This is a genomic window from Flavobacterium sp. B167r, assembly GCF_056824315.1.
Genome location: NZ_CP124859.1, coordinates 2,176,417 through 2,203,206, shown reverse-complemented (window position 1 = coordinate 2,203,206; position 26,790 = coordinate 2,176,417). Strand labels below are relative to the sequence as shown.

Below are 26,790 nucleotides of genomic sequence, written 5' to 3'. Positions count from 1 at the left end.
AAATAACATCTCACTTTTTACAATCAACAACTCACTCATTATGAATACAGAATTATTAGGTGTCATCAGTATTTTTCTCCTAACCATTGTTTTAGCAATTCCTTTTGGAAAATATATTGCTAAAGTTTTTTTAGGAGATAAAACACTTCTTGACCCAATTTTCAATCCAATTGAAAAATTTATTTTTAAAATCAGCGGTATCAATCCAGCTGAAGAAATGAACTGGAAACAACATTTAAAAGCCCTTTTAAGCATCAATATGGTTTGGTTCTTTCTTTGCTTTTTTGTTCTCATGTTCCAAGGTTCGTTACCATTAAATCCGGATAACAATCCGTCAATGACTCCAGATTTGGCTTTTAATACGGCTATTTCGTTTTTAGTCAATTGTGATTTACAACATTATTCTGGCGAAAGTGGCGTTTCTTACTTATCGCAAATTGTCTTAATGTTTTTACAATTTGTTTCGGCTGGTGTCGGAATTGCAGCTGCTGCAATGGTTTTTACCGCTATGCGCGAAAGAACAACAGACAAATTGGGGAATTTCTACAACTATTTTGTAAAAAGCTGTACTCGTATATTATTACCGCTTTCCGCAATTGTAGCAATTGCATTAGTTTTTAGCGGAACTCCTATGACTTTTGAAGGAAAAGATGCGATTACTACTTTGCAAGGCGATCACGTTGAAGTTTCTCGCGGACCAGCTGCTGCTTTTATCGCCATTAAACATATTGGTACAAACGGCGGTGGATTCTTCGGAGCCAACTCAGCTCATCCTTTAGAAAATCCAACTTATTTTACGAATGCAGTTGAACTTTGGGCACAGCTGATTGTTCCGTTTGCAATGATTTTCGCGCTTGGTTTCTTTCTTAAAAAACAAAAATTCGCTTACATCATTTTTGGTGTAATGACCGTTGGCTTTTTACTCTTGGTAATTCCGACAATGTCAAGCGAAATCAGCGGAAATCCTGCTATCGAAAAAATGGGAATTTCTCAATTAAACGGAGCGATGGAAGGAAAAGAAGTCCGTTTTGGTCCAGCGATTTCAGGTTTTTGGAGTATTGCTACAACTGTAATTTCTACAGGATCAGTAAACAGTATGCACGACAGTTCAATGCCAATTTCAGGTGCTATGCAATTATTGGCCATGATGGTTAATGCTTTTTATGGCGGATGCGGCGTTGGTTACCTCAACTTTTATATTTTCATTATTCTGGCGGTTTTTATTTCTGGATTAATGGTTGGTCGAACTCCTGAATTTTTAGGGAAGAAAATCGAAGCCCGAGAAGTAAAAATCGCTGCTTTTATTGCTATTCTTCACCCTTTATTAATTTTGGCAGGAACAGCTTTGGCTTCTTATTTTGCTGCGAATGATACGGCAATGGGTTATTGGTTCAGCGGAAATGCAACAGGCTGGCTAAACAATCCTGGAAATCACGGATTCTCTGAAATGTTATACGAATATACTTCGAGCGTTGCCAACAACGGTTCTGGCTTTGAAGGTTTGGGAGATAATAATCCGTTTTGGAATATCACTACAGGAATTGTTTTATTGTTAAGCCGTTTTATTCCGATCATTGGGCCTTTGGCGATTGCAGGTTTATTGGCTAATAAAAAATACATTCCGGAAAGTGCAGGAACTTTAAAAACCGATACGACGATTTTCGGAATTATGATTTTTGCTGTGATTGCTATTATTGCTGCTTTATCTTTCTTTCCTGCATTAGCTCTAGGACCATTGGCAGAATATTTTTCACTATAACACATAATGCTTAACAATAAATTTTAACACATAGAAACATAGAATGAAAATTTAAAAAAAGATGATTAAGAAAAACTCGTTTTTCACACATAGTCCCGAAGCTTCGGGATGAATGTATGCGAGTGAAACGACTTAATCTCAAAGTAAAATCTATGTTTCTATGTGTTAGAAAACAGTCAACTAAATAATATAAAGAAATGACTAATACAAAATCCACATCATTGTTTGAAAGTAAACAGGTAAAAGAAGCTTTATTGCAGTCTTTCGTGAAGCTGAATCCAAAAATGATGATTAAAAATCCGGTAATGTTTACCGTAGAAATAGGGACTGCCATTATGTTTGCCGTTTGCGTTTCGATCTTAATGGGCGCAACCGATCAGGGCAGTTTTATTTATAATTTAATTGTTTTTCTAATCTTATTGGTAACGCTTTTGTTTGCCAATTTCGCTGAAGCAATTGCCGAAGCCAGAGGAAAAGCACAAGCCGACAGTTTAAGAAAAACCCGTGAAGAAACTCCAGCAAGACAAATTCTGCCAAATGGAGAAATCAGAAACATCAGTTCTTCACAACTTAAAAAAGATGATATTTTTATTTGCGAAGCCGGCGATTTAATTGCTGCCGACGGAGAAATTATCGAAGGTCTGGCAACAATCGACGAAAGTGCGATTACAGGAGAAAGTGCTCCAGTAATTCGTGAATCAGGCGGAGACAAATCGTCTGTTACTGGAGGAACAAAAGTGTTGTCTGATAAAATCAAAGTAAAAGTAACCTCAGAACCTGGCGAAAGCTTTTTGGATAAAATGATTGCTTTGGTGGAAGGCGCAAGCCGTCAGAAAACGCCAAACGAAATTGCCTTGACGATTTTGTTAGCTGCTTTTACCTTAATCTTTGTAATTGTCTGCGTTACCTTGAAACCTTTTGCCGATTACGCCAACGCTCCTATTACAATTGCTGCTTTTATTGCGTTGTTCGTTTGTTTGATTCCAACGACAATTGGAGGTTTGCTTTCTGCAATTGGAATTGCGGGAATGGACAGAGCTTTGCGTGCCAACGTAATTACAAAATCAGGGAAAGCGGTTGAAACTGCTGGAGATATTGACGTTTTACTTTTGGATAAAACAGGAACAATCACAATTGGAAACAGAAAAGCAACTAATTTCTATCCAACAAAAGGCATTTCTTTTGAAGATTTCGTTAAATCTGCTGTATTGAGTTCACTTGCTGATGATACTCCCGAAGGAAAAAGCATCTTGGAATTAAGTGAAATGATTGATGTAAAAAATGAAGCGAAAGCAAGTTTTTTACAAACAACTTCTGATATTTCACATACAATAAAATTTACTGCTGAAACCAGAACTTCGGGTGTGATTTTAAAAGATGGAACAAATATTCGAAAAGGTGCGCAAGACGCTGCTAAAAAAATCGCAGAACAAGCTGGAAATGCTTTTCCTGAAGATACTTTGCAACAAGTTATTACAATTTCTTCTAACGGAGGAACGCCTTTGGTAGTCATCAAAAACAACGAAATTCAAGGTGTTATCGAATTACAAGATATCATTAAAACCGGAATGAAAGAACGTTTTGAACGCTTACGCAGAATGGGAATCAAAACGGTTATGGTTACGGGTGATAATCCGCTGACGGCTAAATTTATCGCTGAAAAAGCTGGAGTTGACGATTTTATCGCCGAAGCGAAACCTGAGGATAAAATGAATTACATCCGAAAAGAACAAGCTGAAGGTCGTTTGGTTGCCATGATGGGAGATGGAACAAATGACGCTCCTGCCCTTGCGCAAGCCAACGTAGGAGTTGCCATGAACAGCGGAACTCAAGCTGCTAAAGAAGCTGGAAATATGGTCGATCTTGACAATGACCCAACGAAACTTATCGAGATTGTCGAAATCGGGAAACAGCTTTTAATGACTCGTGGAACTTTGACTACTTTCTCTATTGCCAATGACGTTGCTAAATATTTTGCAATTGTTCCGGCCCTTTTTATTACGGCGATTCCTGCATTGCAAGGTTTGAATATTATGCATTTGCACAGTCCTGAAAGTGCGATTTTATCGGCTGTAATTTTCAATGCGATTATCATTCCGATTTTAATTCCACTTGCGCTGAAAGGTGTTGAATATCGTCCGATTGGTGCGAGCGCCATTTTAAAACGTAATCTTTTGATTTATGGTTTAGGCGGTTTGATTGTTCCTTTCATTGGAATAAAATTAATTGATTTGATCGTTGCAATCTTTATGTAAGGTTCTAAGATGCTAAGCTTCTAAGGAACTAAGGTTTTCTCTTAGAATCGGAAAAAATAGAATCTATCAAAATTTAAATAAAAAACATTGGTTCTGAATTGTTAGTTCTGAGAAGAACCTTGGAACCTCAGCATCTCAGAACCTTAGAACCTCAACAAAAATGAAAACAATATTTTCACTATTAAAACTTACTGCGGTTACTTTAATCTTGTTCGCAGTTATTTATCCTCTTGCGATTTACGGAATCGCACAAATTGCTCCTAATCAAGGAAAAGGAGAAACACTTTCGGTTAACGGAAAAGTGGTTGGTTATCAAAAAATCGGACAAAAGTTCGATAAATCAAATTATTTCTGGGGAAGACCTTCGGCAGTTGATTATAATGCTGCAGGAAGTGCCGGAAGCAATAAAGGTCCAAGCAATGCTGAATATTTGGCTTTGGTTCAAAAGAGAATCGATACTTTTTTAGTAGTTCATCCGTACTTGAAAAAAGCTGAAATTCCTGCTGATATGGTTACGGCTTCAGGAAGTGGTTTAGATCCGAATATTTCTCCGCAAGGCGCTTTGGTTCAAATTAAACGCGTTGCGAAAGAACGTCATTTAGCTGAAGCTAAAGTAAAAGCTTTGGTGGAATCTAAAATTAATACGGCTGTTGTTGGTCCTGAAACTGTGAATGTTTTGGAGTTGAATATGGCTTTAGATGCGTTGCGCTAAACGATGCTAAGGTTCTGAGATACTAAGTTTCTAAGGTTTCTCTCCTAACAGGTTTTGAAAACCTGTTAGGTATGATTTCCCTTTAGAAGCACAGTAACCACAGCGTTTGTCATCCCGAGGAACGAGGGATCTCCGCAAGTAGCTCGACAAAGTATTGTCGATTCTCTATGTGGAAGTTTTAGTGCGATTTCTCCTTTCAGTCGAAATGACAAACTTAACGCAGAAACTAAACTTTTAAAATTAAATACCTAACAGGTTTTGGAAACCTGTTAGGATACTAGACGCCTTTTTTACCCCAAATGCCCTAGCCCCGATAGTAGTGGAAATCCTTTTTCTGGCTTCTTTAGCCAGAAAAAGATTGAAACGGATAGCGGGAAACAGCTCCTAAAAAATCTACTTAATAAATAACTAAAGAGGATGAGATTGCTTCGTTCCTCGCAATGACAATTAACAATGAAAAAAATAATACTTACTGCTTTAATCGCTTTTGGTTTTGGCAATTTACACGCACAAGAAGAATCTAAAAGTCCGTTTACGTTTTCGGGATATGTAGATGTTTATTATAGTTATGATTTCGGGAAACCGGAAAATCATACGCGCCCGGGATTTTTTTATAATTATAACCGAAGCAATGAAGTAAACCTGAATTTGGGTTTGGCGAAAGTGAATTATTCAAAAGGAAATGTCCGAGGAAATTTTGCTTTGATGGCGGGAACTTATGCACAATATAATATGTCGGCTGAGCAGGATTTACTGAAAAATATTTATGAAGCGAATGTTGGTGTGAAGATTTCACAAAACCATAATTTATGGATTGATGCGGGAATTATGCCTGCGCACATTGGTTTTGAAAGTGCAATTGGAAAAGATTGCCAGACTTTGACCCGTAGTATTCTGGCTGAGAATTCGCCTTATTATGAAGCGGGCGTAAAAATTGGTTACACTTCTGAATCGGGAGAATGGTATTTGGCCGCGATGTATTTGAACGGCTGGCAAAGAATTCAAAAAATAGACGGAAATCAGACTCCAGCTTTTGGAACACAGGTTACGTATAAACCTTCGGACGAAATTGTTTTAAATTGGAGCACATACGCAGGAAACGAACAACCGGATATTGACAAAAAATGGCGTTATTTCAACAACTTTTACGGACAATTTAAAGTAACGGATAAAACAAATGTAACGGCTGGTTTTGATATTGGTTCGCAACAATCGGCTAAAAATAGTAATAAGTATGATACTTGGTTTTCGCCAGTTTTGATTCTGCAATACAAACCAACAGATAAAATTCAGTTGGCAGCACGAGGGGAATATTACAGCGACGAAAAAGGTGTAATTATCGCAACCTCAACGCCAAACGGATTCAAAACTTACGGATTTTCAGCTAACTTTGATTACTTAATTACGGATAATGTTATGTTTAGAATTGAAGCGAGAAATCTTTCTAGCAAAGATGAAATTTTTACCAAAAACAATCTGCCAACAGATACGAATACTTTTGTAACGACTGCTTTGGCGATTAGTTTCTAAAAAATTATTTCACGCAGATTTTACAGATTACAGCAGATTTAATGGGATTTTTAATTTAAATAATCTGCGAATATCTGCTTAAATTCTTTTAAATCTGCGTGAAACAAAAAAACTTAGTGTCTTAGCGCCTTCGTGGCAAAAACCTAAAACATGGAAAACGAAAATAACGCACAGCATTTTCTGGATTTGATTCAGAAATCCCGGAAAGGGAAATTTAAAATCTACATTGGGATGAGCGCCGGTGTGGGCAAGACTTTCCGTATGCTTCAGGAAGCGCATTCGTTATTAAAAAACGGAATCGATGTAAAAATTGGCTACATCGAAACGCACATGCGGAAGGAAACGCATGAGTTATTGTCTGGTCTGCCGGTTATTCCGCGGCGGACAATTTTTTATAGAGGAAAAGAACTCGAAGAACTCGATGTTCAGGCAATCATCAACCTTAGACCTGAAGTGGTTATCGTTGATGAATTGGCGCATACAAATATTGAGGGAAGCAAAAACGAAAAACGCTGGCAAGATGTTTTGGAGATTTTGGAAGCTGGAATTAATGTGATTTCGGCAGTTAATATTCAGCATATTGAGAGTTTAAATGAAGATGTAAAACGTATAACTGGAATTGATGTTCAGGAAAGAATTCCGGATAATGTTCTCCGTCTAGCGGATGAAGTCGTGAATATCGATTTGACTTCCGAAGATTTGATTACGCGTTTGAAGGAAGGGAAAATTTATACGCCAGATAAAATTCAGATGGCTTTGCAGAACTTCTTTAAATCGGAACAAATTCTGCAATTGCGTGAATTGGCTTTGAAGGAAGTCGCAAGTCAAGTCGTTCGAAAAGTAGAAAATGAAGTTCCGAATTTGCATGCTTTACGACATGAAAAATTGTTGGCTTGCATTAGCAGTAATGAAAAAACAGCTAAAATCGTAATTCGGAAAGCAGCGCGTTTGGCAAGTTATTATAACGGAATATGGTATGTTTTGTATGTCGAAACTCCGCAGGAAAGCAGTACAAGAATTGCGCTTGACAAACAACGCTATTTAATTAATAACTTTAAACTCGCCGTTCAACTCGGCGCAGAAGTTATTAAAGTAGAACATTCAAATATTGCCAATGCGATTTTGGCAACGGTCGAAGAAAAACAAATTACAACTGTCTGCATCGGAAAACCGCATTTGAATTTATTTAAAGTAATTTTGTCTACAACAATTTTCAGGCGTTTGCTAAATAAATTGTCGTTATCAAATGTTGACCTTGTAATCTTGTCATGAAAAAATATTAAACCATATAAGTAATATAAGTTCATTTAAATTAGGATGTGAAGTTTAACCGCAAAGAACGCAAGGTTTTACGCAAAGTTCGCTAGAGTTTTTTTTTATTTAATCTTTGCGTGCTTTGCGCCTTTGCGATAAAAAAGCTTCTAATATTTTCTTATATCACTTATATGGTTCAAAAAATTGTTTTATAAAATGAGAATTAAAACCAAATTGAATCTGGGTGTTGGATTGTTATTTTTAATGATCATCATTCTCTCCTTAGTGAGTGCTTATTCTGTTTTTTTGATTAAGCAGGACACTGAAAATATTCTGAAATCGAATTACAATACGTTGGAATATTCGCGAAATATGATTTCTGCTTTGGATGAAATTAAAGCAAATTCAAAAGAAACGATTCAAAATTTTGAACAAAATCTTGAGAAGCAAACGCAGAATATTACGGAGCCTGGCGAGAAACAGGCGACCGAAAAGCTGAAAGAAAGTTTCACTCTTCTAGAAAAAAATAACGCTGATGAAATAGCAAAAGCACAAATTCGTCAAGATATTTTTGCTATCATGAAACTCAATCTTGGTGCCATCAAACAAAAGAGCGATATCGCCAAACATACTGCCGAAACTGCCAATTTATGGATCGCCATTGTGGGGAGTTTGTGTTTTTTAATTGCTTTTAATTTACTGGTAAATCTACCTAATAATATTGCAAATCCGATTAAGGAATTAACGCTGAGTATCAAGGAAATTGCGAATAAAAACTATTCAGAACGTGTTCATTTTACGAGTCATAGCGAATTTGGAGATCTTGCCAAATCGTTTAATACGATGGCGCAAAAACTCGAAGAATATCATGATAGCAATGTTTATAAACTTCTTTTTGAGAAAAAACGACTGGAAACGCTTATCAATAATATGAACGATCCTATTATTGGTTTGGATAATGAAGGAATTGTTTTGTTTGCGAATGATGAAGCGCTGAAAATTATTGGTTTGAAATCGGAAGATATGATTGGAAAATCAGCTTCTGAATTAGCACTTTCGAATGATTTAATTCGTTCTTTACTTCTGAAAGAAACTGAAACTCCGAAAAAACAACCTCTCAAAATTTTTGCTCATGGGAAAGAAAGTTATTTCGAAAAAGAAATTCACAGTATCACGATAACGCCAACAGGCGAGGAAAAAGAAATCAATATTGGCGATGTGATTATTCTGAGAAACATTACGCTTTTTAAAGAATTGGATTTTGCCAAAACCAATTTTATTGCCACCGTTTCGCACGAATTAAAAACGCCAATTGCATCTATAAAATTAAGTCTTCAATTGCTTGAAAATTCCAAAACGGGCGATATGAACGACGACCAAAAACAATTGGTAGAAAGCATTAAAGATGACAGTCAGCGTTTGTTGAAAATCACGGGCGAATTACTGAATTTATCACAATTGGAAACGGGAAATATCCAGCTGAATATAGAAAAAAGCAATCCACTTGAAATCGTAAAATATGCTGTAGAAGCAGTAAAAGTTCAAGCCGATCAAAAACAAATTCAGTTAATTATTAATGCTGATGAAAATCTGAAAAGCGTAAAAGCCGATGCCGAAAAAACAGGCTGGGTTTTGATTAATTATTTATCAAATGCTATCCGATATTCATCTGAAAAAAGTACAATTCATATTAAATTAAAAGAAGAAAACCATCAGATCGTATTTCAGGTTATCGATACCGGAAAAGGAATTGAACCGCGATACAAAGACAAAGTTTTCGATAAATATTTCCAGATTCCAGGAAGTCAGAAATCAGGAACGGGATTAGGTTTGGCGATTAGCAAAGAATTTATTGAAGCCCAAAACGGAAGCGTCGGCGTAGAAAGTAATTTAGGATTGGGGAGTACTTTTTGGTTTAAGTTGAAAGTTTAAAATAATCAACTTTATTCATTTAATTGCCATTTCCATTGCGTTGGTTAATATTCACTTAAGGTTCAATTAAGCGTAAAATACTTGGGTCGAACATTCGTTAATTTTGTACTATATAACGACAACGAAAAATGTTCCACAAAACGATTTCTCTGGTATTTCTCTTCGGATTATTTTCTGCGAATGCACAACAAAATGATTCGATTGTAAAAATTGATAGCACTTCAAATCAATTAAAATTCAATTACAAACAGTTAATTATTCCGACTGTATTAATAGGTTACGGCGTAATTGGAATTGGAAATGATCAGCTTTTAAGTTTCAACCATCAAATCAAGGCAGAAGTTACGGAAGACATTGACGAGAAAATCACTATTGATGATTTCTCACAATACGCACCCGCGGCAGCTGTTTATGCGTTGAATGGTTTTGGCGTAAAAGGAAAAAATAATATGCGTGATCGCTCTGTCATATTTGCGACGTCGTACGCGATTATGGCGACAACGGTTTTGAGTTTAAAATCGATTGTGCATGAAGAAAGACCTGATGGAAGTTCTAACAACTCCTTCCCTTCCGGACATACTGCCACTGCTTTTGCCGGAGCCGAATTTCTATGGCAGGAATATAAAGACAAGTCGATTTGGTACGGAATTGCGGGTTACGCCGTTGCAACCGGAACCGGACTTTTCAGAATTTACAACAATCGTCATTGGCTGACTGATGTTGCTGCCGGAGCCGGAATCGGAATTATGAGTACGAAAATTGCGTATTGGATTAATCCGTATATCACTAAAAAGCTTTTTAAATCTTCCGCAGAAAATAAATCGACTTCGATGATTATGCCTTTTTATAATGGGCAACAATATGGTTTGGGATTTGTGAAGGTTTTTTAAAGTTTTTTTGCCACGAATTACACAAATTAGCACAAATTTTTATTTAAATGGCACAATTAAACTAATATAATTCGTGGAAATTGGTGCAATTCGTGGCGAATTTTCCACACTAAAAACCTCAGCATTTCAGCACCTTAGAACCTTTATAGCTTCATTTCCATAATCGGCATAAATCTATTTTTTATGGAAGTTTCAAATTCGCCGATTTTTGTAAATCCGATTTTTTGATAAAATCGTTCGGCATTGGGTTCTGAATCTAAAATGATTTTCTTGAATTTTTCGTTTCTCATTCTTTCTAAAAAATCATTCATTAAAAAAGAACCAAATCCTTTTCCGATGCATTCGGGTAAAATAAATAAGTTGTCCAATTTTACCTGATTATCCTCTTCTTTTAAATAAGAATAATAACCAATGATTTGATTTTCATCAATTAAATTAAAAACAGGATTTGTTTTGATATAATCTATCGTGATCGTTAGATTATTACTCCATTTCTCCATTTGCTCTTCCGAATATCCCCAATAGGCTTTTGACTTTTTGGTGATTTCCGTTAAACGGATATGATCTTCGATTTTGGCTTTTTGGATGTTCATTAAAGTTCTCTGTTTAAAGTAATTTTCTATTTTCGGCAATTGCTTTTTCATATTCGATTGAATCTATTTTCTGTAAATTATCAATCAAATAATCTATTTGCGCTAAGCCAATTTCTTTATATTTTTTTATATCCTCTTCGCTTAACTTGATTTCTCTTTGGGCATCTGCTATTCCGCCTAAAAAGCACCAAAGAAAATATTCTTCATTAAACACTCGAAATATAAAATTCCAATCTTCGAAATACAAAATTTGCCCTTCGACATTCATAAAGTTTAAATAATTTTCAGCGTATTCAAAACCTTTAAAAACGTTGCTTTTAATTCTGATACTGACAAAATTCTTTTTGCTGATTATTTCAGTAATCTCCTCAACAGTTTTGTCATCAACACGATATGAAAACCGAAGCTCATCAAGGAATTCTTCATCACTAATAAAACCAATAACTCTTAGAAGCTTATCAAATCTTTTATCCCACTCTGCAAGTGTTAATTCTGTTCTTGTTATAAAACTCACAGTGCCTGTATAAACAATAAATATCATTAATTCTTAATTTAATTTTTTTTAATGAATTTAAGCATTCGAAGTATTATTCTTAATCTCTCGAACTTCACGTTTCAATTCCAAAAGCAAATCTTTCATTGCTCCAGTTTCTGTCATTTCTTGTTTTTTATCCGAGCGTCCGATGTTGCATTCGTATTCCCAAATCTCCAAAATATCAGAAGCTTTCACTTCATAATTCGGGTAAAAACTGTTGTCAGATTCTAAAACCAAAGAGTTCTTTTTGTTTTTATTGAGACGCTTATACACCATTCCTTCATTTTTAGTAATGAGAATATAAGTTTTGCCGTCCATGACCTCTCCTAGCTTTTCTACATAACGACCAATAATAATAGAACCGTCTTCGTGCGGAGGCATTGAATCGCCCTCAACGGGAAATCCGCGATGTTTTCCAGGTCCTAAAAACGGAAGTGTAATCTGCTGTAAACTTTCAATATATTCTGGGTCAGCATAGCCGTTTAGATAACCTGCTTTTGCTTTTTGAGATACAATTTCAATAAAATTTTCTCCAAAACTATCCACTTGAATTGGCAAAATAAGTCGGTTACCTTCCAGTTTTATCAAATTTTGCACATCAATTTTACGTATATCGACAGATAATATCAAATCGATACTCATATGAAAATACAAGGCAATCTTTTTCAAGATATCATACGGAGCTTCTGAAGTTCCGTCTTCATATTTTACGTATCTGCCTCTGGTAATGCTAAGGTTTTCAGCTAATTTCTCTTGAGATATTTTATGCTTAACCCTTAATGCTCGGATGTTGTCTGAAAATAAGGACATAATTAATTTGTTATAATTTGGAACAGCAAATATACGAAAAAATGTTACCACCTGTACTAATTTTGTAATATGAAAAAATACTCTTTTTTGAAGTGATCATGAAATTGAAAAATATAAATACCACAAAATCAATAGAATTCTATATTCCCGATATAAGTTCGGAAATAAAACTGCCTTTTTTTGATGTGGGTATCAGTGCTGGTTTTCCTTCGCCTGCTGATGATTTTATAGAATTAACGATTGATCTCAACAAAGAATTCGTCAAACATAAATACACGACTTATTTTGCTAGAGTAAAAGGACATTCTATGAAAAACGTTGGCATCAATGACGGCGATTTATTAATTATTGATAAAAGCTTGGAGCCTCAAAACAATAAAATTGCTGTTTGTCAAATCGATGGCGAATTTACTGTAAAACGCATCAGAATAGAAAAAGACATTATTTGGCTTATTGCCGAAAATGAAGATTATCAGCCTATAAAAGTAACTCCAGAAAATAATTTTGTGATTTGGGGAATTGTAATTCATTGTATTAAATCTTTTTAAATTTAGAAATGTTTGCTTTAGTCGATTGTAACAATTTTTATGCTTCTTGCCAAAGAGTATTTGAACCACATTTAAGAGAAAAACCTATTGTAATTCTCTCTAATAATGATGGTTGTGTTATTTCTCGTTCTGATGAAGCTAAAGCTCTAGGAATACCTATGGCTATTCCGGCTTTTAAATATGAAGCTATTTTTAAAGAAAAAAATATTTTTGTTTATTCTTCTAATTATCCTCTTTATGGCGATATGAGTAATAGGGTAATGAACCTTCTTCGAGCTTACACTCCCGAAATTGAAATATATAGTATTGATGAAGCTTTCCTAAAATTTTCAGGTTACGATTTATTTGACCTAAATATATTGGGTTTAAAAATGCGAAAAGAAGTAACACAAGGAACGGGAATTCCTGTTAGTGTAGGTATTGCTCCTACTAAAGCTTTGGCTAAAATGGCGAATAAAATTGCTCGAAAATTCGCCGATCGCACTCAAAATGTTTATTGTATTGATTCTGAAGAAAAAAGAATTAAAGCTTTAAAATGGACTAAGATTGAAGACGTCTGGGGAATTGGAAGAAAACTTGCCAAACGACTTAAGTCAAGAAAAATCAATACAGCTTATGAATTTACTCAGCTTCCAGATGCTTGGGTAAGAAAAGAAATGTCTGTAGTCGGACTTAGATTAAAACATGAATTAGAAGGAAAACCAACTTTGGATTTAGAAGAAGCTGCAGATCGAAAAATGATTGCTACTACAAGATCTTTCGAAAAAAGATATACAACTTATGAAGAAATATCAGAACGAATTAGCACGTTTACAGCTTCTTGTGCCGAAAAATTAAGACGCCAAAATTGTCATTGCAATATGGTAACCGTTTTTATCCAAACTGATTTCTTGGGCGACGAAAATTCTAAATATTCAAGAAGCATAACGATTACAACTGATTTCCCAACTAACTCAACCATAGAACTTAATGCCGCTGCACAAAAAGGATTTAAAACTATTTTCAAAGAAGGATATCGTTATAAAAAAGCTGGTGTAATTGTAATGGGACTAACCCCAAACAGTGAAACACAACTGAATTTATTCGAAACTTCAAATCCAAAACATCAGCCATTAATGAGTGTGATAGATAAAATGAACCAAAACTACGGGAATAATAAAATTAAATTCGGAGTGCAATCTTTAGGAAGGCAATGGAAAATGAAGCAAAACAGATTATCTCCAAAATTTTCTACATCTCTTAAAGATGTTATTACGGTTAAAGCTTAAACAACAGAAAAAGAACATTTTACGTTATATAAAAATGAAGAAGCAAGAATATGCCATAGTCGATATTGAAACCACAGGCGGTAATGCCAGTGGAAGCCGTATTACAGAAATTGCCATTATTATTCATGACGGTACAGATGTGTTGGATCGTTACGAAACACTTGTAAATCCTGAACAGGACATCCCTCCTTCTATCTTTGGATTGACAGGTATTGATAATGAAATGGTAGCCAATGCGCCAATCTTCGATGATATTTCAGAGAAAGTTTTAGAAATGCTAACGGATAGAATTTTTGTTGCGCACAATGTCAACTTCGATTATTCGTTTGTGCATCATCAATTGGAGCAAGCTGGTTTTAAATGGTCTGCGAGAAAACTTTGCACCGTTCGTGCTGCGAGAAAAATCAAACCCGGATTAGGTTCTTATAGTTTGGGAAATCTGTGCAATTCTTTAAATATATCTTTAGAAAACCGACACCGTGCTGGCGGAGATGCAGATGCAACTGCTCTATTATTTTCTCTTTTATTAGAATGGGACGATGCCGGAGAAATTGATAAAATGATTAAGAAAACATCAGAAGATCAGCGATTGCCCCCAAATCTTCCTGCAGACGATTTTAATAATTTACCCGCTAAACCTGGAATCTATTATTTCTATAATCAGCAGAAAAAAGTGATTTATGTTGGAAAGGCTATAAATTTAAAAAAGCGAGTTACATCTCACTTTACAGGAAATAACATTAATCAGCAAAGACAGCATTTTTTAAGAGACATTCACGGAATTTCTTTCGAAATCTGTGCAACCGAACTTATGGCGCTTCTTTTAGAATGTACCGAAATAAAAAAACTTTGGCCAGCTTATAACAGAGCTTTAAAACGTTTTGAAGCTAAGTTTGGCATTTATCAATACGAAGCTCGAAATGGCTATAAATATCTAGCAATCGGAAAAATGAGCAAATTCCAAACTTGTATTCACGAATTCAATAACCAACATACTGGTATTCATTTATTGCGAAATCTTGCAGAACAATTCGAAATCGACCATCGTTTCTGTAAATATTCAAGACCTGAGGAAGGCGAATTTTTCTACAATAATGAAATAAAAGAATTACCAGATCCGATACTTCACAACAAACAAGTCGATAATGCAATTGATTTTTTATTGAACAACAGACCAAGTTTTGCCATTATAGACAAAGGAAGATCTTCTGATGAAAGAAGCTGTATCTGGATTGAAAATGGGCATTTTTATGGCATGGGCTACATTCCGAGAGATGTTGCTATCAACGATTCTGATGAGGTTAAAAATTATGTTACGCCTTATAAAAGCAATCAATATATCGAACAGTTAATTTTTGCTTACGCAGAAAAACATCCACGAAAAATATTCTTTAACAAACAACTTTTCATTTCCTAAACCAAATACAAATAAAATAGAGCTGTAAAACTAAAATCTGAATTATGACACTATTTAGCGATACCGAATTATTTACCACAGGTTTGGAAGGGAAAAAAATATTTGACATTCCAGATTCTGAATTGATTTTGATTGATAACTTCTTCACCAAAGAAGAGTCTGATAGTTTTTATGAAAGAATACTTCGCAAAACTAAATGGAGAGAACATGAAATGGAAATTTATGATAAAACTTATACTGTTCCTAGAATGATTGCTTGGTACGAAGACAAAGATAACGAAGGAGCAGATCCAAAAGGTCCAGACTGGACATACGAATTGCTAAAAATAAGAGGCCGTGTTGAAAAAGAAACACAGCTTGATTTTAATGCTGTACTGCTCAATTTATATCGCGACGGAAATGATGGCGTGGGCTGGCATAGCGACAGAGAAGATAATACAGGACCCGATCCTATTATTGCTTCCGTTACTTTTGGAGAAACGAGAATGTTTAAACTTCGACATAAATTCAGAAAAGAAATTCCGCCAATTGAGATTCCTTTGCATCATGGATCTTTCTTATTGATGGCTGGAACAACTAATAGTTTTTGGCAACATCAAGTTCCAAAAACAGCTCGAGATGTTTTGCCAAGGATCAATCTTACCTTTAGAAGAACCAATCGAAATCTTTGATTTTTATAGAATTGAACTCCAAAAAAGCAGTGTTTTTCAACTTAAACAGCGTAGGATATTCCTTCTTTAAAAAGTTAAAACACACACTCTATGAACCTTTTACTAGGCAGAACCTATCTTTTTTACTATTTTTGCAACCTTTTTTAAAATACAATACCGTAATGGCTTATTCGAACAATGATTTAGCGCGTTTTTTAGACGCACAGAACAAACTTTATCTTACCGCTCTTTCTGAAATCAGTAAAGGGAAAAAAGAAACACACTGGATGTGGTTCATTTTTCCGCAAATAAAAGGCTTAGGAAAAAGCGATACTGCAAATCTTTATGCCATTAATGATTTAAAAGAAGCTACTGATTATTTGGAACATCCAATTTTAGGAAAACATTTAATTGAGATTTCAGAATTACTTTTAACTTTCAAAATGAAATCGGCTGATGGGATTTTTGGAGATTTAGATGCTCGAAAATTGCGTTCATGCATGACTTTGTTTTCTTTGGTTGAAAATGCAAATCCTGTGTTTCAAGAAATTTTGGACGCTTTCTTCTCTGGAGAAACCGATCCTCTTACTTTGTCTATTATTAATTCAACTATAAAATCTGTTGACGAACCAGTTGCAATATAACTAGAGTTTTCAACGATTATTTACATTTAAAAGACACTAATTATAGTGTCTTTTTTTGTTTAGAGACTATTCTGATCAGTAAAACACAAACATAAACTATTCATTTAAAGACAATTAATCTTAACTTGCATTATCAACCTCAAATCTAACCAAATCATGACCGAAAAAATCAAAGCTTTGCAAATTATCCATCTTGCCATTTGTGCTGGAACAATTGTCGCTTATTTTATTGTGGGCGATATTTCATTAAAAACATTTAAAATTCCTATTATTGATTCTAATTCAGCACTATATCTTGCAATTCCAATTCTTTCGTTAGTTTTAAGCAGCATATTGTTTAAAGCGCAGTTAAAACAGATTAATCCTAAACTGAAACTCGAAGACAAACTGCCTGTTTATCAAGCGGCTTCTATCATGCGATGGGCAGTTCTAGAAGGTGCGGCTTTTTTAATACTATTCATAAAACCTGAATTTATATTATTTGGAATCCTTCTTATTGTTTATCTTATTTTTCTAAGACCAACAGAAGACAGAATTACCAACGATTTATCTGATTAATATTCAAAATAAAAAAGCATCTTGAAAAATCAAGATGCTTTTATTAAGTCGATTTTCAACTTATAATAGAACTTTATTCGCTTGGTTTTGTTAAATAGTAAACTGGAATTCCAGTTAACATAATTAGCACTCCCCACCCGCAAGTTGAGAATTTTGTAATTAATAACGAAACACAAATTGCTGTTGCAACAATAATATACACCATTGGCAAAAACGGATACCCGAATGCTTTATAAGGTCTTTCTGCATCTGGCATCTTTTTTCTTAGAATAAAAATTCCATAGATAGTCAGGATGTAAAAAATCAATACAATGATAATTACAAAATCCAGCAAATCGCCATATTTCCCCGTCAAACACAAAGCCGAAGCCCAAAAACATTGCGCCCATAGTGCCCATGCAGGAACGCTTGAACTATTTAAAACAGCTGCTTTTTTGAAAAACAAACCGTCTTTTGCCATCGTGTAATACACTCTTGCTCCAGCCATGATTAATCCGTTGTTGCAGGCAAAAGTCGAAATCATAATCATAATTGCGATAATCAAGGCGCCTATATTTCCAAAAATATAATCTGAAGCTACAACCGCCACTCGATCAAATTTTGCTGTTGCAATCTCATCAAACGGAACTACAGCCAAATACATTAGATTTGTTACAACATAAAGACATGTCACAATAAAAGTTCCTAGAAACAGACTAAGTCCAACATTTCGTTTCGGATTTTTAATTTCACCCGCAATAAAAGTTACACCATTCCAAGCATCACTAGAGAATAATGATCCAACCATTGCTGCTGAAATTCCAGAAATCAAAGCCGTTCCGCTAATTGGAAGCCAAGACCCGCTTTCTTTGTCAAATGTTTTTGTGCTCCATCCGTCTGCCCAATTGGCATCCCAAACAGAAGCTTTAGCGGCAAGCGTTAATCCAAAAATGACTAATCCAAGAAGCGATAGAATTTTAATTATTGTTAAAACAGTTTGCAGAATTTTTCCGTTTTTCACACCGCGACTATTAATAAAAGTCAGTATAATAATGGTTAAAATCGAAACTAACTGAGCCGCATTCAATTTAGAAGCACCTAATTCGTAAAGAATATTTTCGTCACTTAACGGCTCATACAAATAAGCTGCAAATTTTGAAAAAGCAACTCCTACCGCTGCGATAGTTCCAGTTTGAATAACTGCAAAAAAACTCCAGCCATACAAAAAGGCAATCAGTTTGTTGTAAGCTTCTTTCAAGTAAACATATTGCCCTCCAGCTTTAGGAAACATCGCGCTCAATTCGCCGTAACTAACTGCTGCGACAACAGTAATAAATCCAGACAGAAGCCAGATCAATGTAAGCCATCCTGCCGAGCCCACTTGTCTGGCAATATCGGCGCTTACAATAAATATCCCGGATCCGATCATAGAGCCAACCACAAGCATGGTTCCATCTAAGAGGCCGAGTTCTCTTTTAAAATTTTCTTGGTCGTTTTCTTGCATTTTTATTGGTTTAAGTAGGCTAAAGATATACTTTTTTTGGAAATCTTAATCTTCAATTTATAGATTCCATAAATTCTATCTCTTACGCAAACGGCAAAAAAAGTATAATAACTTTCAGATCCATATTCAAAAATCTGCTAAATTAGCTTTAAAGAATAAATACATTGAAGAGGACAGAGGAAATAATCAATAAAATTGCTCAAGATAAAATAGATTTTCATCTTGGATTACATATTCTGGTAGAAGAAAATTATAGTTTCAAAGAACTTTTTAATACTCTTCACAACTATATTTTTAATTCTATTCCAAACAAAACAGACTACAATTCAGAAGCCTATCAAAAAGCTATAAATAGCCTTCCATTAAGACCAACTTATACTCCAATTGTAATCTTAAAAAATTTTTCAAGCAAAATTGCTTTCAAAAAGTTAGCTTCATTACCAGAAAATGAAAGTAAAAAAGTAATAACCTCTTTACTTTGGATTTTCAAAGTTACAGATACTGAAAGAAGAAATACAGAATGCAAAAATGGCTGCGGTCACTTTTGGCACGAATTAGAATAACTTTAAATAATCTTCCATTATGACTTGGGATCCTAAAAAATACAATGAGTTTAAAGAAGAACGTTCTAAACCATTTTACGATCTTACGAGTCATATTATTGACAAACCAAATCTGAAAGTTATTGATCTCGGATGCGGAACAGGTGAACTCACTAAAAAGTTGTATCAAAAACTTACTGATCCATTTGTTCTTGGTATTGATAATTCTCCGGAAATTCTTGTAAAAGCTCCTTCACATGAAAATCTTGAGTTTAATGAAAAAACCATTTTAGAGCAGATTAACGAAGAAAATAAGTGGGATTTGATTTTTTCGAACGCCGCATTGCAGTGGATTGATAATCATAACGAACTTTTTCCAAAAATTATTTCTCGTATAAACTCAGGTGGACAGCTGGCTGTTCAGATGCCACAGCAAAATGAAAACATTCTTAACAAAATACTTTTGCAATTAGTACAGGAAGAACCTTTTACATCTTATCTTAAAAACTGGACACGTCCTTCGCCGGTATTAACATTAGACGAATACGCTAAAATCTTGTTCGAAAATGGTGGCAAAGATCTCGTTTTGTATGAGAAAGTTTATCCTTTAATTTCTACTAAAAAAGACGACTTTTTCGACTTCATTTCTGGCTCTGCTTTGACTGTTTATCAAGAAAGATTAAAAGAACAGGAATTTGCAGCATTAGCAACCGAATTTAAAAAAAGAATAGATACTTATTTTCCTGAAGTTCCATCAATCTATGCATTTAGACGATTGATTATTTATGCTCAATTTTGATAAAAACACCTCAACAAAGCTGACCACAATACTTAAACAAAAATAAGCTGTGTTTTTTATATTCCATACCTCCTTATTTTCTTTTTGAATTTGGAATTCTGATTAAAAATTAGCTTTTTCAATTCCAAAACTTCAAAAAAACAACACCACAAAACAATTTAACTAATTGATTTTAAAATAATTAAATAAAAATATTTCAATTAAAAATATTTTATATCCGGATGATTATTTTTGCGAAAACTATAAGATAAATTTTATTACATTTGAGAGAATCATTTCAATAGCATTTAAAAACAACGAAATAAGTTAACAAGTGTTTAATGTTTGTCAATGAATTAATTTTCCCCATACTATTTATTCACACATCCAAAAAACGCGCAAAAGGCACTTTTTCATTAACCTACTAATTTTAAAATCATGTCTAAATTGCAAGCTTTAAAAAACTTTCGTTTTCCAAATGTTTTCATACTTATTTTAGTAGTTTTTATTTCATGCGCATTACTAATCTGCATTAATTTTTTTACTATTAAGATTTTATCTGCCAATAGAGCATATGTAAACGGAGAATCACATTATTCAAAAGGACAAAAAGATGCATCGAGACATTTGATTACCTATTTATTTACAAAAAATCCCATACAGTGGAAATTATATCTTGAAGAACTAAAAGTTCCACAGGGCGATGGTATTGCGAGAATTACACTTTTAAAAGCAGGAGACAATAAAGTTGCCAGAAAAGGATTTCTTATCGGTAGAAATAACGAAGATGATTTAGACGACATTATCTGGCTGTTTGAAAACTTCAAAAATGTAAACTTCTTATCTAAAGCCATAAACGAATGGGGACAAGGAGATAAATTAATTTTTGATTTATTTGTTATTGGCCAACAGATTAATGCCAAAATACAGCATAATATATTAACCGCCGAAGATCAAAAAAAATATTTAAAAGAAATAAGTTTTATAAGCGACCGATTGACTATAAATGAGCGCAATTTTTCTAATACATTAGGAGAAGGAACCCGAAAAATAAAAGATTTGCTAATTATAACAAACATCTTTTTTATTCTGATTATCATCTGCAGTGTTTGTCTTTACTATTCTATCATGGTAAAAAGGCTGTTAGTATCGAAGAAAGAAACAGATGTGAAAAATGAAAATCTCATTATAGTAAATCGCGAGTTGGACCGATTTGTCTACAGTGCATCGCACGATTTGAGATCGCCAATTACTTCATTAAAAGGACTTATTGAAATAACAGCATTAGAAGATGACGTACAGCAAGTTAGAACTTATCTTCAAATGATGCATCAAAGTCTTGCCAGACAAGATCAGTTTATTAGTGACATTATTGATTATTCTAAGAACAAAAGGAAAGAAGTAATAATGGAACCTGTGAGTCTGAAAGAGTTGTGCAATGAAGCTATTTTACAACTAATGCATATTGAAAATGCAAATAGAATTAAATTCACGCAGGAACTTTTGGTTGACGAGATTGAAAGCGATGGGCTTCGTTTAAAAATCATAATTAACAACTTGCTTTCTAATGCCATAAAATATGCCGATTGCAACAAACAAGAAATGTTTATTACAATTCGAACTTATTTTATTGAAGGTTTAAATAAAATTGAAGTAACAGATAATGGAATCGGAATTCATGAAGATCACAAAGCCAATATTTTTGACATGTATTTTGGGACAAATAAAAACAAAGGTTCTGGATTAGGCTTATATATTGTAAAAGAAGCTGTTGAAAATATTAGAGGTGATATTTCTGTTTTTTCAGAAAGTAGCGTTGGAAGTAAATTTATAGTAACAATACCAAATTCTTATGCCGTATAGATCTCAATTTATAATCATAGAAGACAATTTGATCGATCAATTTGTCACTAAAAAGTTGTTGAAAAAAGGGCTTGATATTAATCCTGTCTACATTGCTAACAATGGAAAAGAGGGAATAAACTGGCTGCTAAAAAATCAGAACTCAAATCCGTTGGTTATTCTTTTAGACATTCAAATGCCTATTATGAATGGGTTTGAATTTTTGGAAGAATTTGACAGACTTCCTGAAAATGTAAAAGAAAGAATTGAAATTTTTGTACTTTCTTCCACTTTAGATAGTGATGAAATCAAAAAAGTTAAAGAAAACAAGTATGTTTCTGATTTCTGGAACAAACCTTTTCGATTAGAGATATTGAAAAGTACTTTTATTCAATTTTAATTCAAAACACGGTTTACTTGAGAAAAAGCTCTTGTATAATAAGGTTCTTTTGTAGAAGAAATAATTACTCCGCCATGTGTAGATGAATGAACAAATTTAATTTCTCCGCTTTCAGCCACTTCCACAATCATTCCAACATGATTTATATGGCGTCGTCCATTAGTTCTAAAGAAAATCAAATCTCCTTTTTGAGCTTCGTCAGCACTTACTTTTGTTCCGAAACGCGATTGTTCTATAGAACTTCTTGGCAATTTAATATCAAAGCTGTTAAATGTACAAATCATTAAACCTGAACAATCGAAACCTGCTTTAGTTGTACCTCCAGACCTGTATCTTGTTCCGATATTTTCGGTAGCATTAGCTATAAGTTGCTCTATTAACTCAGATTGATTGCCAATTATTGGCCTTACAAAAGAAGAATCTTTTTTGATTTCTGGAGCAGTTTCAGCTACTTGATTAGAAGAAGCATCTGTCTGTGCGTTTGCTTCCTGCAATGCATTTGCTGCCTGAATTGCATCCGCTTTTTCTTTTGGAAGACGAATTTTCAATAAGTATCCAACCGGCACTTTCCCTTTAATTGAAGGATTCTGGCGCTCTAGTTCTGCAACTGTAATACCATATTCCTTAGAAATACCATATTTTGTTTCTTTGGATTTGACTTCTCTGATAAACTCAACATCTGTTGAAACCACTTCAGCACTAGTTTCTATCGGTTTTTCATTTATCAAAGCTACATCAGAAGGAATAATAATTTGTTGCCCTATTTTCAATCCTTCTGTCTCCAAAAGCGGATTTGCTTTCTTTAAATCATCAACAGAAACATTGTATTTTTTAGAAATTCCCCAAAGTGTTTCTTTTGAGGCTACTTCGTGAGTTCCAGAAGTATTAGGAGGGGTATCATTTACTGCAACTTCAACATTTTTAGTTTTTGCTTTTGCAGTGCTTTTATTTTTGTTTGGAATTAAGAGAGTCGAATTTAGTTTTAGAATTTTAGGAGCATTTGGATTTGCATCTGCAATATCTTTAACTTTTACTCCATATTTTTTAGCAATAACAGAAAGATTTTCTCCTTGTGAAATCTTGTGTTTAACAAAATTATCCTGAGCGAAAGCTCCAACGCTGAAAAAAATCAAAACTATTATGAATCTAAAAACCATATCTATCTTTTAAGTTAGCACTCTTTTTTTAAGCTCAATTACAGAATTAAACTTAAAAATTACAAATATATTATGTCAAATGCGAATTTAACTTTTTAAAGTATAAAAAATGGCTTTTTTAACAATTATTTTACCTCAGATTAACAGTCTCGGCATAAAAATTGAGCCAACTTTTTGAAATGCAGTTTTTTACATAAAAGACTTATTTTTACACTAATTCTAGCCAAAACAGATTTATGTACCATGAAAAAACTACTCTACCTTATCATTTTTCTGCCTTTTATTGCAAATGCGCAAACAATAAACGGAATTGTTCAATCTCAAATTGGTAATTTACCGATAGAAGATGCTAATGTATACGCGTTGCATACTCAAGTCGGAACATTAACTAACGAGAATGGAGAATTTACACTAAATAATAAAGCAAAATCAAATGATACTCTTCAGGTTTCTCATATTGGATACATCACAATAAAAATTGCAATTAGAGATTTAAAGAAATCTAATTTCATCATTTCACTCGAAGAAGATATCGAAACACTAAACAATATAAACATCACAAATCGTAAGGTAAAATTAAAATCTAAACTTGATTTTACTGAACTGGCGTCTCTAGAAAAAAGCATTTATTCTTTTGGTTCCACAGTTGTAAATGATAAAATTTATGTAATGGGAGGTGATAGCAGCGAAGAATCAAATGCATTACATACTTTAAAAGAAAAAGGAATAGACAGTGAAGATCCTAAATTTGAACAAAAATACCTACAATTAGTTGCCTTTCAAGGCAGCAAAAATTTTTACAATGGAGATTTATTAGTTTACGATCCGAAAACGGATGCATGGCAGAAATTGAGTGAAAAATTTAAAAAAAGAGCTTATCATAGTCTAAATTATTACGACAACACACTTTATGTCTTAGGAGGCAAAAGATTATCTACAAGTAAAAAGTTGGAATATTTAGATAATGAGATTGAAGTCTTTGACATGAATAAAAATACAATTGCAATTGACAAAACCAATCCTCATAAGGCAGCTGATTTTTTGTCTTTCGTATGCAAAGACAATATTATTGTTATGGGTGGTTCGATAAAATCAAACGAAAAAAATCAAAAAATTTTTACTGATCAAGTCCATATGTACAATATTACTTCTGGATTATGGTACGAGTTAGCAAAAATGCCTGTAGCCCAAGAAATAAAAGGCGCTTTAATTGGCGACAAAATTTTCACTATTGGTAATACTGACAGCAAAAGCCTTTCAGAAATTCATAGTTTTGATTTAACAAACGAAAGCTGGAAAAATGAAACTACCTTATTTTCTCGTCTAGAAAATCCTGCTGTTGCTTATAACGATGATACCATATACTTATTTGAAGATGGAAAGCTGTTAGTTTACAATACAAAATCGAAGCAAATCAAAGAATATTTGGTTCAACTTGAATTAAAAGCTGCCTCAATGCATTTTTTAAATAACAAACTATACATAATTGGAGGACATACATTTACTCAATATATCATGACTCCTTCAAAAAAAGTATATAGTATTTCTGTTGACGAATTTGATACCACAAGACCAAATCGTATTAGAATTTTATCCCAAGATAAGCTAGCGCAGAGAAATTAATCTTAAGCAATAAACAATTATAAAGTACGAAATGCCCTGTAAAAACAGGGCATTTTTCATTTCTATTTAAACAATTTAATAATAGATTTATTTCAAAATTAACCAGCTTACCAAAGAAATTTAGCAAACTTTTCTTATTTTTATAAAGATTTCCAAACAAAACTCAACTGTATTATATTGTGAAAAAATTACTGTTCATTATCATTTTAGTGCCCTTTATTACAAACGCACAAATAATCAAAGGAATTGTTACATCTAAAATTAGTAATTTACCTGTAGAAGATGCTAATATATATGCAGTGAGCACTAAAATTGGTACTTTAACCAATGAGAAAGGAGAATTTTCATTGAACAAAAAAATAAAGCTAAATGATACTCTTGAGATTTCTCATGTTGGATATACTACAACAAAAATCGCAATTATAGATTTAAAAAAATTAAATTTTATCATATCACTTGAAGAAGACATTGAGGCTTTAAAAAACGTTAATATCACCGATAATCGATGGACAAAATTAAAATCCAAACTTGATTTTACCAAACTATCATCTTTAGAATATGGCATTTATTCTTTTGGTTCTGTAGCTGCTAATGGTAAAATTTATGTCGTTGGAGGTGATGCCAGCGATCAATGGAACATTTTAACCACTATTAAATCAAAAAACATAGGCGGCGACCCTACTAGATTTAACGACCCTGGATTTACAAACAGATACCTGCAAGAACTGGGTGGCGATCCTGCTGAAAGAATTTTTTTCGAGGGTAATCTATTTATGTATGATCCAAAAACAGATTTGTGGGAGAAATCGAATCAAAACTTTAAAAAAAGAGCTTATCATAGTTTGAATTTTTACAACAACACACTGTATGTTTTAGGCGGAAAAAGCACGCCACTCAACAAAAGACGTGAATATCTGAATAACATAATTGAAGTTTTCGATCTTAACACAAATAAACTTGTATTTGACAAAACCAATCCGCACCAAGCTGTAAACTTTGCTTCTTTCGTTTATCATGATAATATTATTGTCATGGGCGGTTCAATAAAATCAACTGAAAGTGGAATAAAAACTTTTACCAACAAGGTTCATTTGTATAATTTAACTTCTGGACTATGGTATGAGTTAGCCAAAATGCCAGTAGCTCAAGAAGTAAATGGAGTTTTGGTTGGCGATAAAATCTTTACAATTGGCAATGCTAACAAGAAAAGTTTTTCTGAAATCCAAAGTTTTGATTTAACAAATGAAAGCTGGAAACATGAAGCGACTCTGCTTTGCCGACTCGAAAATCCTGCAATTACCTACAATGAAGATATTATATACATGTTTGAAAATGGGAAACTGTTTGTTTACGATACAAAATCGAAAGTAATTAAAGAATACCTTATCAATCTCGAGATAAAATCTGCCGCAATGCATTTCATTAATAACAAATTATATATCATTGGAGGTTATGATTTCACTAACTATAGCACTTCTCCGTCATCAAAAACATACAGCGTTTCTCTGGACGAATTTGACAATACAAGACCCAATCTAATTAGAGTTTTAACCACAAATAATTTAGCCAAAGCAGACTAATTTTCAACAAATAATCATCAAAATAAAATG

Annotated in this window: 24 protein-coding genes; 19 read left to right on the top strand and 5 right to left on the bottom strand. The window is 33.7% G+C overall.

Going from position 1 to position 26,790, the window contains the following annotated elements:
- The first annotated feature begins 40 nt into the window (after positions 1–40).
- The 7 genes from kdpA (at position 41) to QLQ96_RS09885 (ending at position 10,332) form a co-directional block, all read left to right on the top strand.
- The gene (kdpA, locus tag QLQ96_RS09915; RefSeq protein ID WP_482496509.1) at positions 41–1,759 is read left to right on the top strand and encodes a potassium-transporting ATPase subunit KdpA; all 1,719 of its coding nucleotides are present in this window, start codon (positions 41–43) and stop codon (positions 1,757–1,759) included.
- A gap of 197 nt (positions 1,760–1,956) precedes the next feature.
- Positions 1,957–4,014, top strand: a complete 2,058-nt coding sequence (gene kdpB, locus QLQ96_RS09910) for a potassium-transporting ATPase subunit KdpB (RefSeq protein WP_482496508.1) — start codon at positions 1,957–1,959, stop codon at positions 4,012–4,014.
- A 160-nt stretch (positions 4,015–4,174) separates the two neighbouring features.
- Complete coding sequence (locus QLQ96_RS09905; protein WP_482496507.1) at positions 4,175–4,726, top strand: K(+)-transporting ATPase subunit C; 552 nt, start codon at positions 4,175–4,177, stop codon at positions 4,724–4,726.
- 453 nt (positions 4,727–5,179) lie between these two features.
- A complete protein-coding gene (locus QLQ96_RS09900) occupies positions 5,180–6,256 on the top strand; it encodes a porin (RefSeq protein WP_482496506.1) in 1,077 nt (358 codons plus the stop codon).
- 150 nt (positions 6,257–6,406) lie between these two features.
- Positions 6,407–7,528 carry a sensor protein KdpD gene (locus QLQ96_RS09895; RefSeq protein ID WP_482496505.1) on the top strand — a complete coding sequence of 374 codons (1,122 nt, stop codon included), beginning with the start codon at positions 6,407–6,409 and terminating at the stop codon, positions 7,526–7,528.
- A 198-nt stretch (positions 7,529–7,726) separates the two neighbouring features.
- On the top strand, positions 7,727–9,442 hold the full coding sequence (locus QLQ96_RS09890; protein ID WP_482496504.1) for a sensor histidine kinase: 1,716 nt from the start codon (positions 7,727–7,729) through the stop codon (positions 9,440–9,442).
- A 128-nt stretch (positions 9,443–9,570) separates the two neighbouring features.
- Positions 9,571–10,332 (top strand): phosphatase PAP2 family protein, encoded by a 762-nt coding sequence (locus tag QLQ96_RS09885; protein WP_482496503.1) that lies wholly within the window; start codon positions 9,571–9,573, stop codon positions 10,330–10,332.
- Positions 10,333–10,475: 143 nt separating this feature from the next.
- Here the strand turns inward: QLQ96_RS09885 and QLQ96_RS09880 are convergent, their stop codons facing one another.
- From QLQ96_RS09880 to QLQ96_RS09870, 3 genes are read right to left on the bottom strand one after another with little or no spacing between them, the layout of a single operon-like run.
- The gene (locus QLQ96_RS09880; RefSeq protein WP_482496502.1) at positions 10,476–10,925 is read right to left on the bottom strand and encodes a GNAT family N-acetyltransferase; all 450 of its coding nucleotides are present in this window, start codon (positions 10,923–10,925) and stop codon (positions 10,476–10,478) included.
- A gap of 13 nt (positions 10,926–10,938) precedes the next feature.
- The gene (locus QLQ96_RS09875) at positions 10,939–11,466 is read right to left on the bottom strand and encodes a hypothetical protein (RefSeq protein ID WP_482496501.1); all 528 of its coding nucleotides are present in this window, start codon (positions 11,464–11,466) and stop codon (positions 10,939–10,941) included.
- Between the two features lie 30 nt (positions 11,467–11,496).
- Positions 11,497–12,270 carry an XRE family transcriptional regulator gene (locus QLQ96_RS09870; RefSeq protein ID WP_379698281.1) on the bottom strand — a complete coding sequence of 258 codons (774 nt, stop codon included), beginning with the start codon at positions 12,268–12,270 and terminating at the stop codon, positions 11,497–11,499.
- Positions 12,271–12,368: 98 nt separating this feature from the next.
- On the opposite strand from QLQ96_RS09870, the gene QLQ96_RS09865 reads away from it, so the two are divergent.
- From QLQ96_RS09865 to QLQ96_RS09840, 6 genes are all read left to right on the top strand, one after another.
- Positions 12,369–12,818 (top strand): LexA family protein, encoded by a 450-nt coding sequence (locus tag QLQ96_RS09865; protein WP_379698278.1) that lies wholly within the window; start codon positions 12,369–12,371, stop codon positions 12,816–12,818.
- Positions 12,819–12,826: 8 nt separating this feature from the next.
- Positions 12,827–14,086 (top strand): Y-family DNA polymerase, encoded by a 1,260-nt coding sequence (locus QLQ96_RS09860; protein WP_482496500.1) that lies wholly within the window; start codon positions 12,827–12,829, stop codon positions 14,084–14,086.
- Between the two features lie 34 nt (positions 14,087–14,120).
- Positions 14,121–15,503: an exonuclease domain-containing protein gene (locus tag QLQ96_RS09855; protein ID WP_482496499.1), complete on the top strand. Its 1,383-nt coding sequence runs from the start codon at positions 14,121–14,123 to the stop codon at positions 15,501–15,503.
- A 44-nt stretch (positions 15,504–15,547) separates the two neighbouring features.
- The gene (locus QLQ96_RS09850; protein WP_482496498.1) at positions 15,548–16,174 is read left to right on the top strand and encodes an alpha-ketoglutarate-dependent dioxygenase AlkB family protein; all 627 of its coding nucleotides are present in this window, start codon (positions 15,548–15,550) and stop codon (positions 16,172–16,174) included.
- A 161-nt stretch (positions 16,175–16,335) separates the two neighbouring features.
- Entirely contained in the window at positions 16,336–16,797 is a 462-nt protein-coding gene (locus QLQ96_RS09845) for a DUF1810 domain-containing protein (RefSeq protein ID WP_482496497.1), read from the top strand.
- Between the two features lie 156 nt (positions 16,798–16,953).
- A complete protein-coding gene (locus QLQ96_RS09840; RefSeq protein ID WP_482496496.1) occupies positions 16,954–17,355 on the top strand; it encodes an MFS transporter in 402 nt (133 codons plus the stop codon).
- 73 nt (positions 17,356–17,428) lie between these two features.
- On the opposite strand, the gene QLQ96_RS09835 is transcribed toward QLQ96_RS09840, so the two are convergent.
- The gene (locus QLQ96_RS09835; protein ID WP_482496495.1) at positions 17,429–18,838 is read right to left on the bottom strand and encodes an APC family permease; all 1,410 of its coding nucleotides are present in this window, start codon (positions 18,836–18,838) and stop codon (positions 17,429–17,431) included.
- 164 nt (positions 18,839–19,002) lie between these two features.
- On the opposite strand from QLQ96_RS09835, the gene QLQ96_RS09830 reads away from it, so the two are divergent.
- From QLQ96_RS09830 to QLQ96_RS09815, 4 genes are all read left to right on the top strand, one after another.
- On the top strand, positions 19,003–19,401 hold the full coding sequence (locus QLQ96_RS09830) for a DUF5958 family protein (RefSeq protein ID WP_482496494.1): 399 nt from the start codon (positions 19,003–19,005) through the stop codon (positions 19,399–19,401).
- Between the two features lie 19 nt (positions 19,402–19,420).
- Positions 19,421–20,179 (top strand): methyltransferase domain-containing protein, encoded by a 759-nt coding sequence (locus QLQ96_RS09825; protein WP_482496493.1) that lies wholly within the window; start codon positions 19,421–19,423, stop codon positions 20,177–20,179.
- A gap of 417 nt (positions 20,180–20,596) precedes the next feature.
- A complete protein-coding gene (locus QLQ96_RS09820) occupies positions 20,597–22,021 on the top strand; it encodes a sensor histidine kinase (RefSeq protein WP_482496492.1) in 1,425 nt (474 codons plus the stop codon).
- The gene (locus tag QLQ96_RS09815; RefSeq protein ID WP_482496491.1) at positions 22,011–22,400 is read left to right on the top strand and encodes a response regulator; all 390 of its coding nucleotides are present in this window, start codon (positions 22,011–22,013) and stop codon (positions 22,398–22,400) included. The genes QLQ96_RS09820 and QLQ96_RS09815 overlap by 11 nt, the downstream gene beginning before the upstream one ends.
- Here QLQ96_RS09815 and QLQ96_RS09810 read toward each other — a convergent pair.
- On the bottom strand, positions 22,397–23,557 hold the full coding sequence (locus tag QLQ96_RS09810; RefSeq protein ID WP_482496490.1) for a C40 family peptidase: 1,161 nt from the start codon (positions 23,555–23,557) through the stop codon (positions 22,397–22,399). The two genes, QLQ96_RS09815 and QLQ96_RS09810, sit on opposite strands and share 4 nt — an antisense overlap.
- A gap of 243 nt (positions 23,558–23,800) precedes the next feature.
- Here QLQ96_RS09810 and QLQ96_RS09805 point away from each other — a divergent pair, with 243 nt between their 5' ends.
- Both QLQ96_RS09805 and QLQ96_RS09800 read left to right on the top strand, forming a co-directional pair.
- On the top strand, positions 23,801–25,180 hold the full coding sequence (locus tag QLQ96_RS09805) for a Kelch repeat-containing protein (RefSeq protein ID WP_482496489.1): 1,380 nt from the start codon (positions 23,801–23,803) through the stop codon (positions 25,178–25,180).
- 179 nt (positions 25,181–25,359) lie between these two features.
- Entirely contained in the window at positions 25,360–26,760 is a 1,401-nt protein-coding gene (locus tag QLQ96_RS09800) for a Kelch repeat-containing protein (protein ID WP_482496488.1), read from the top strand.
- Positions 26,761–26,790 lie beyond the last annotated feature (30 nt).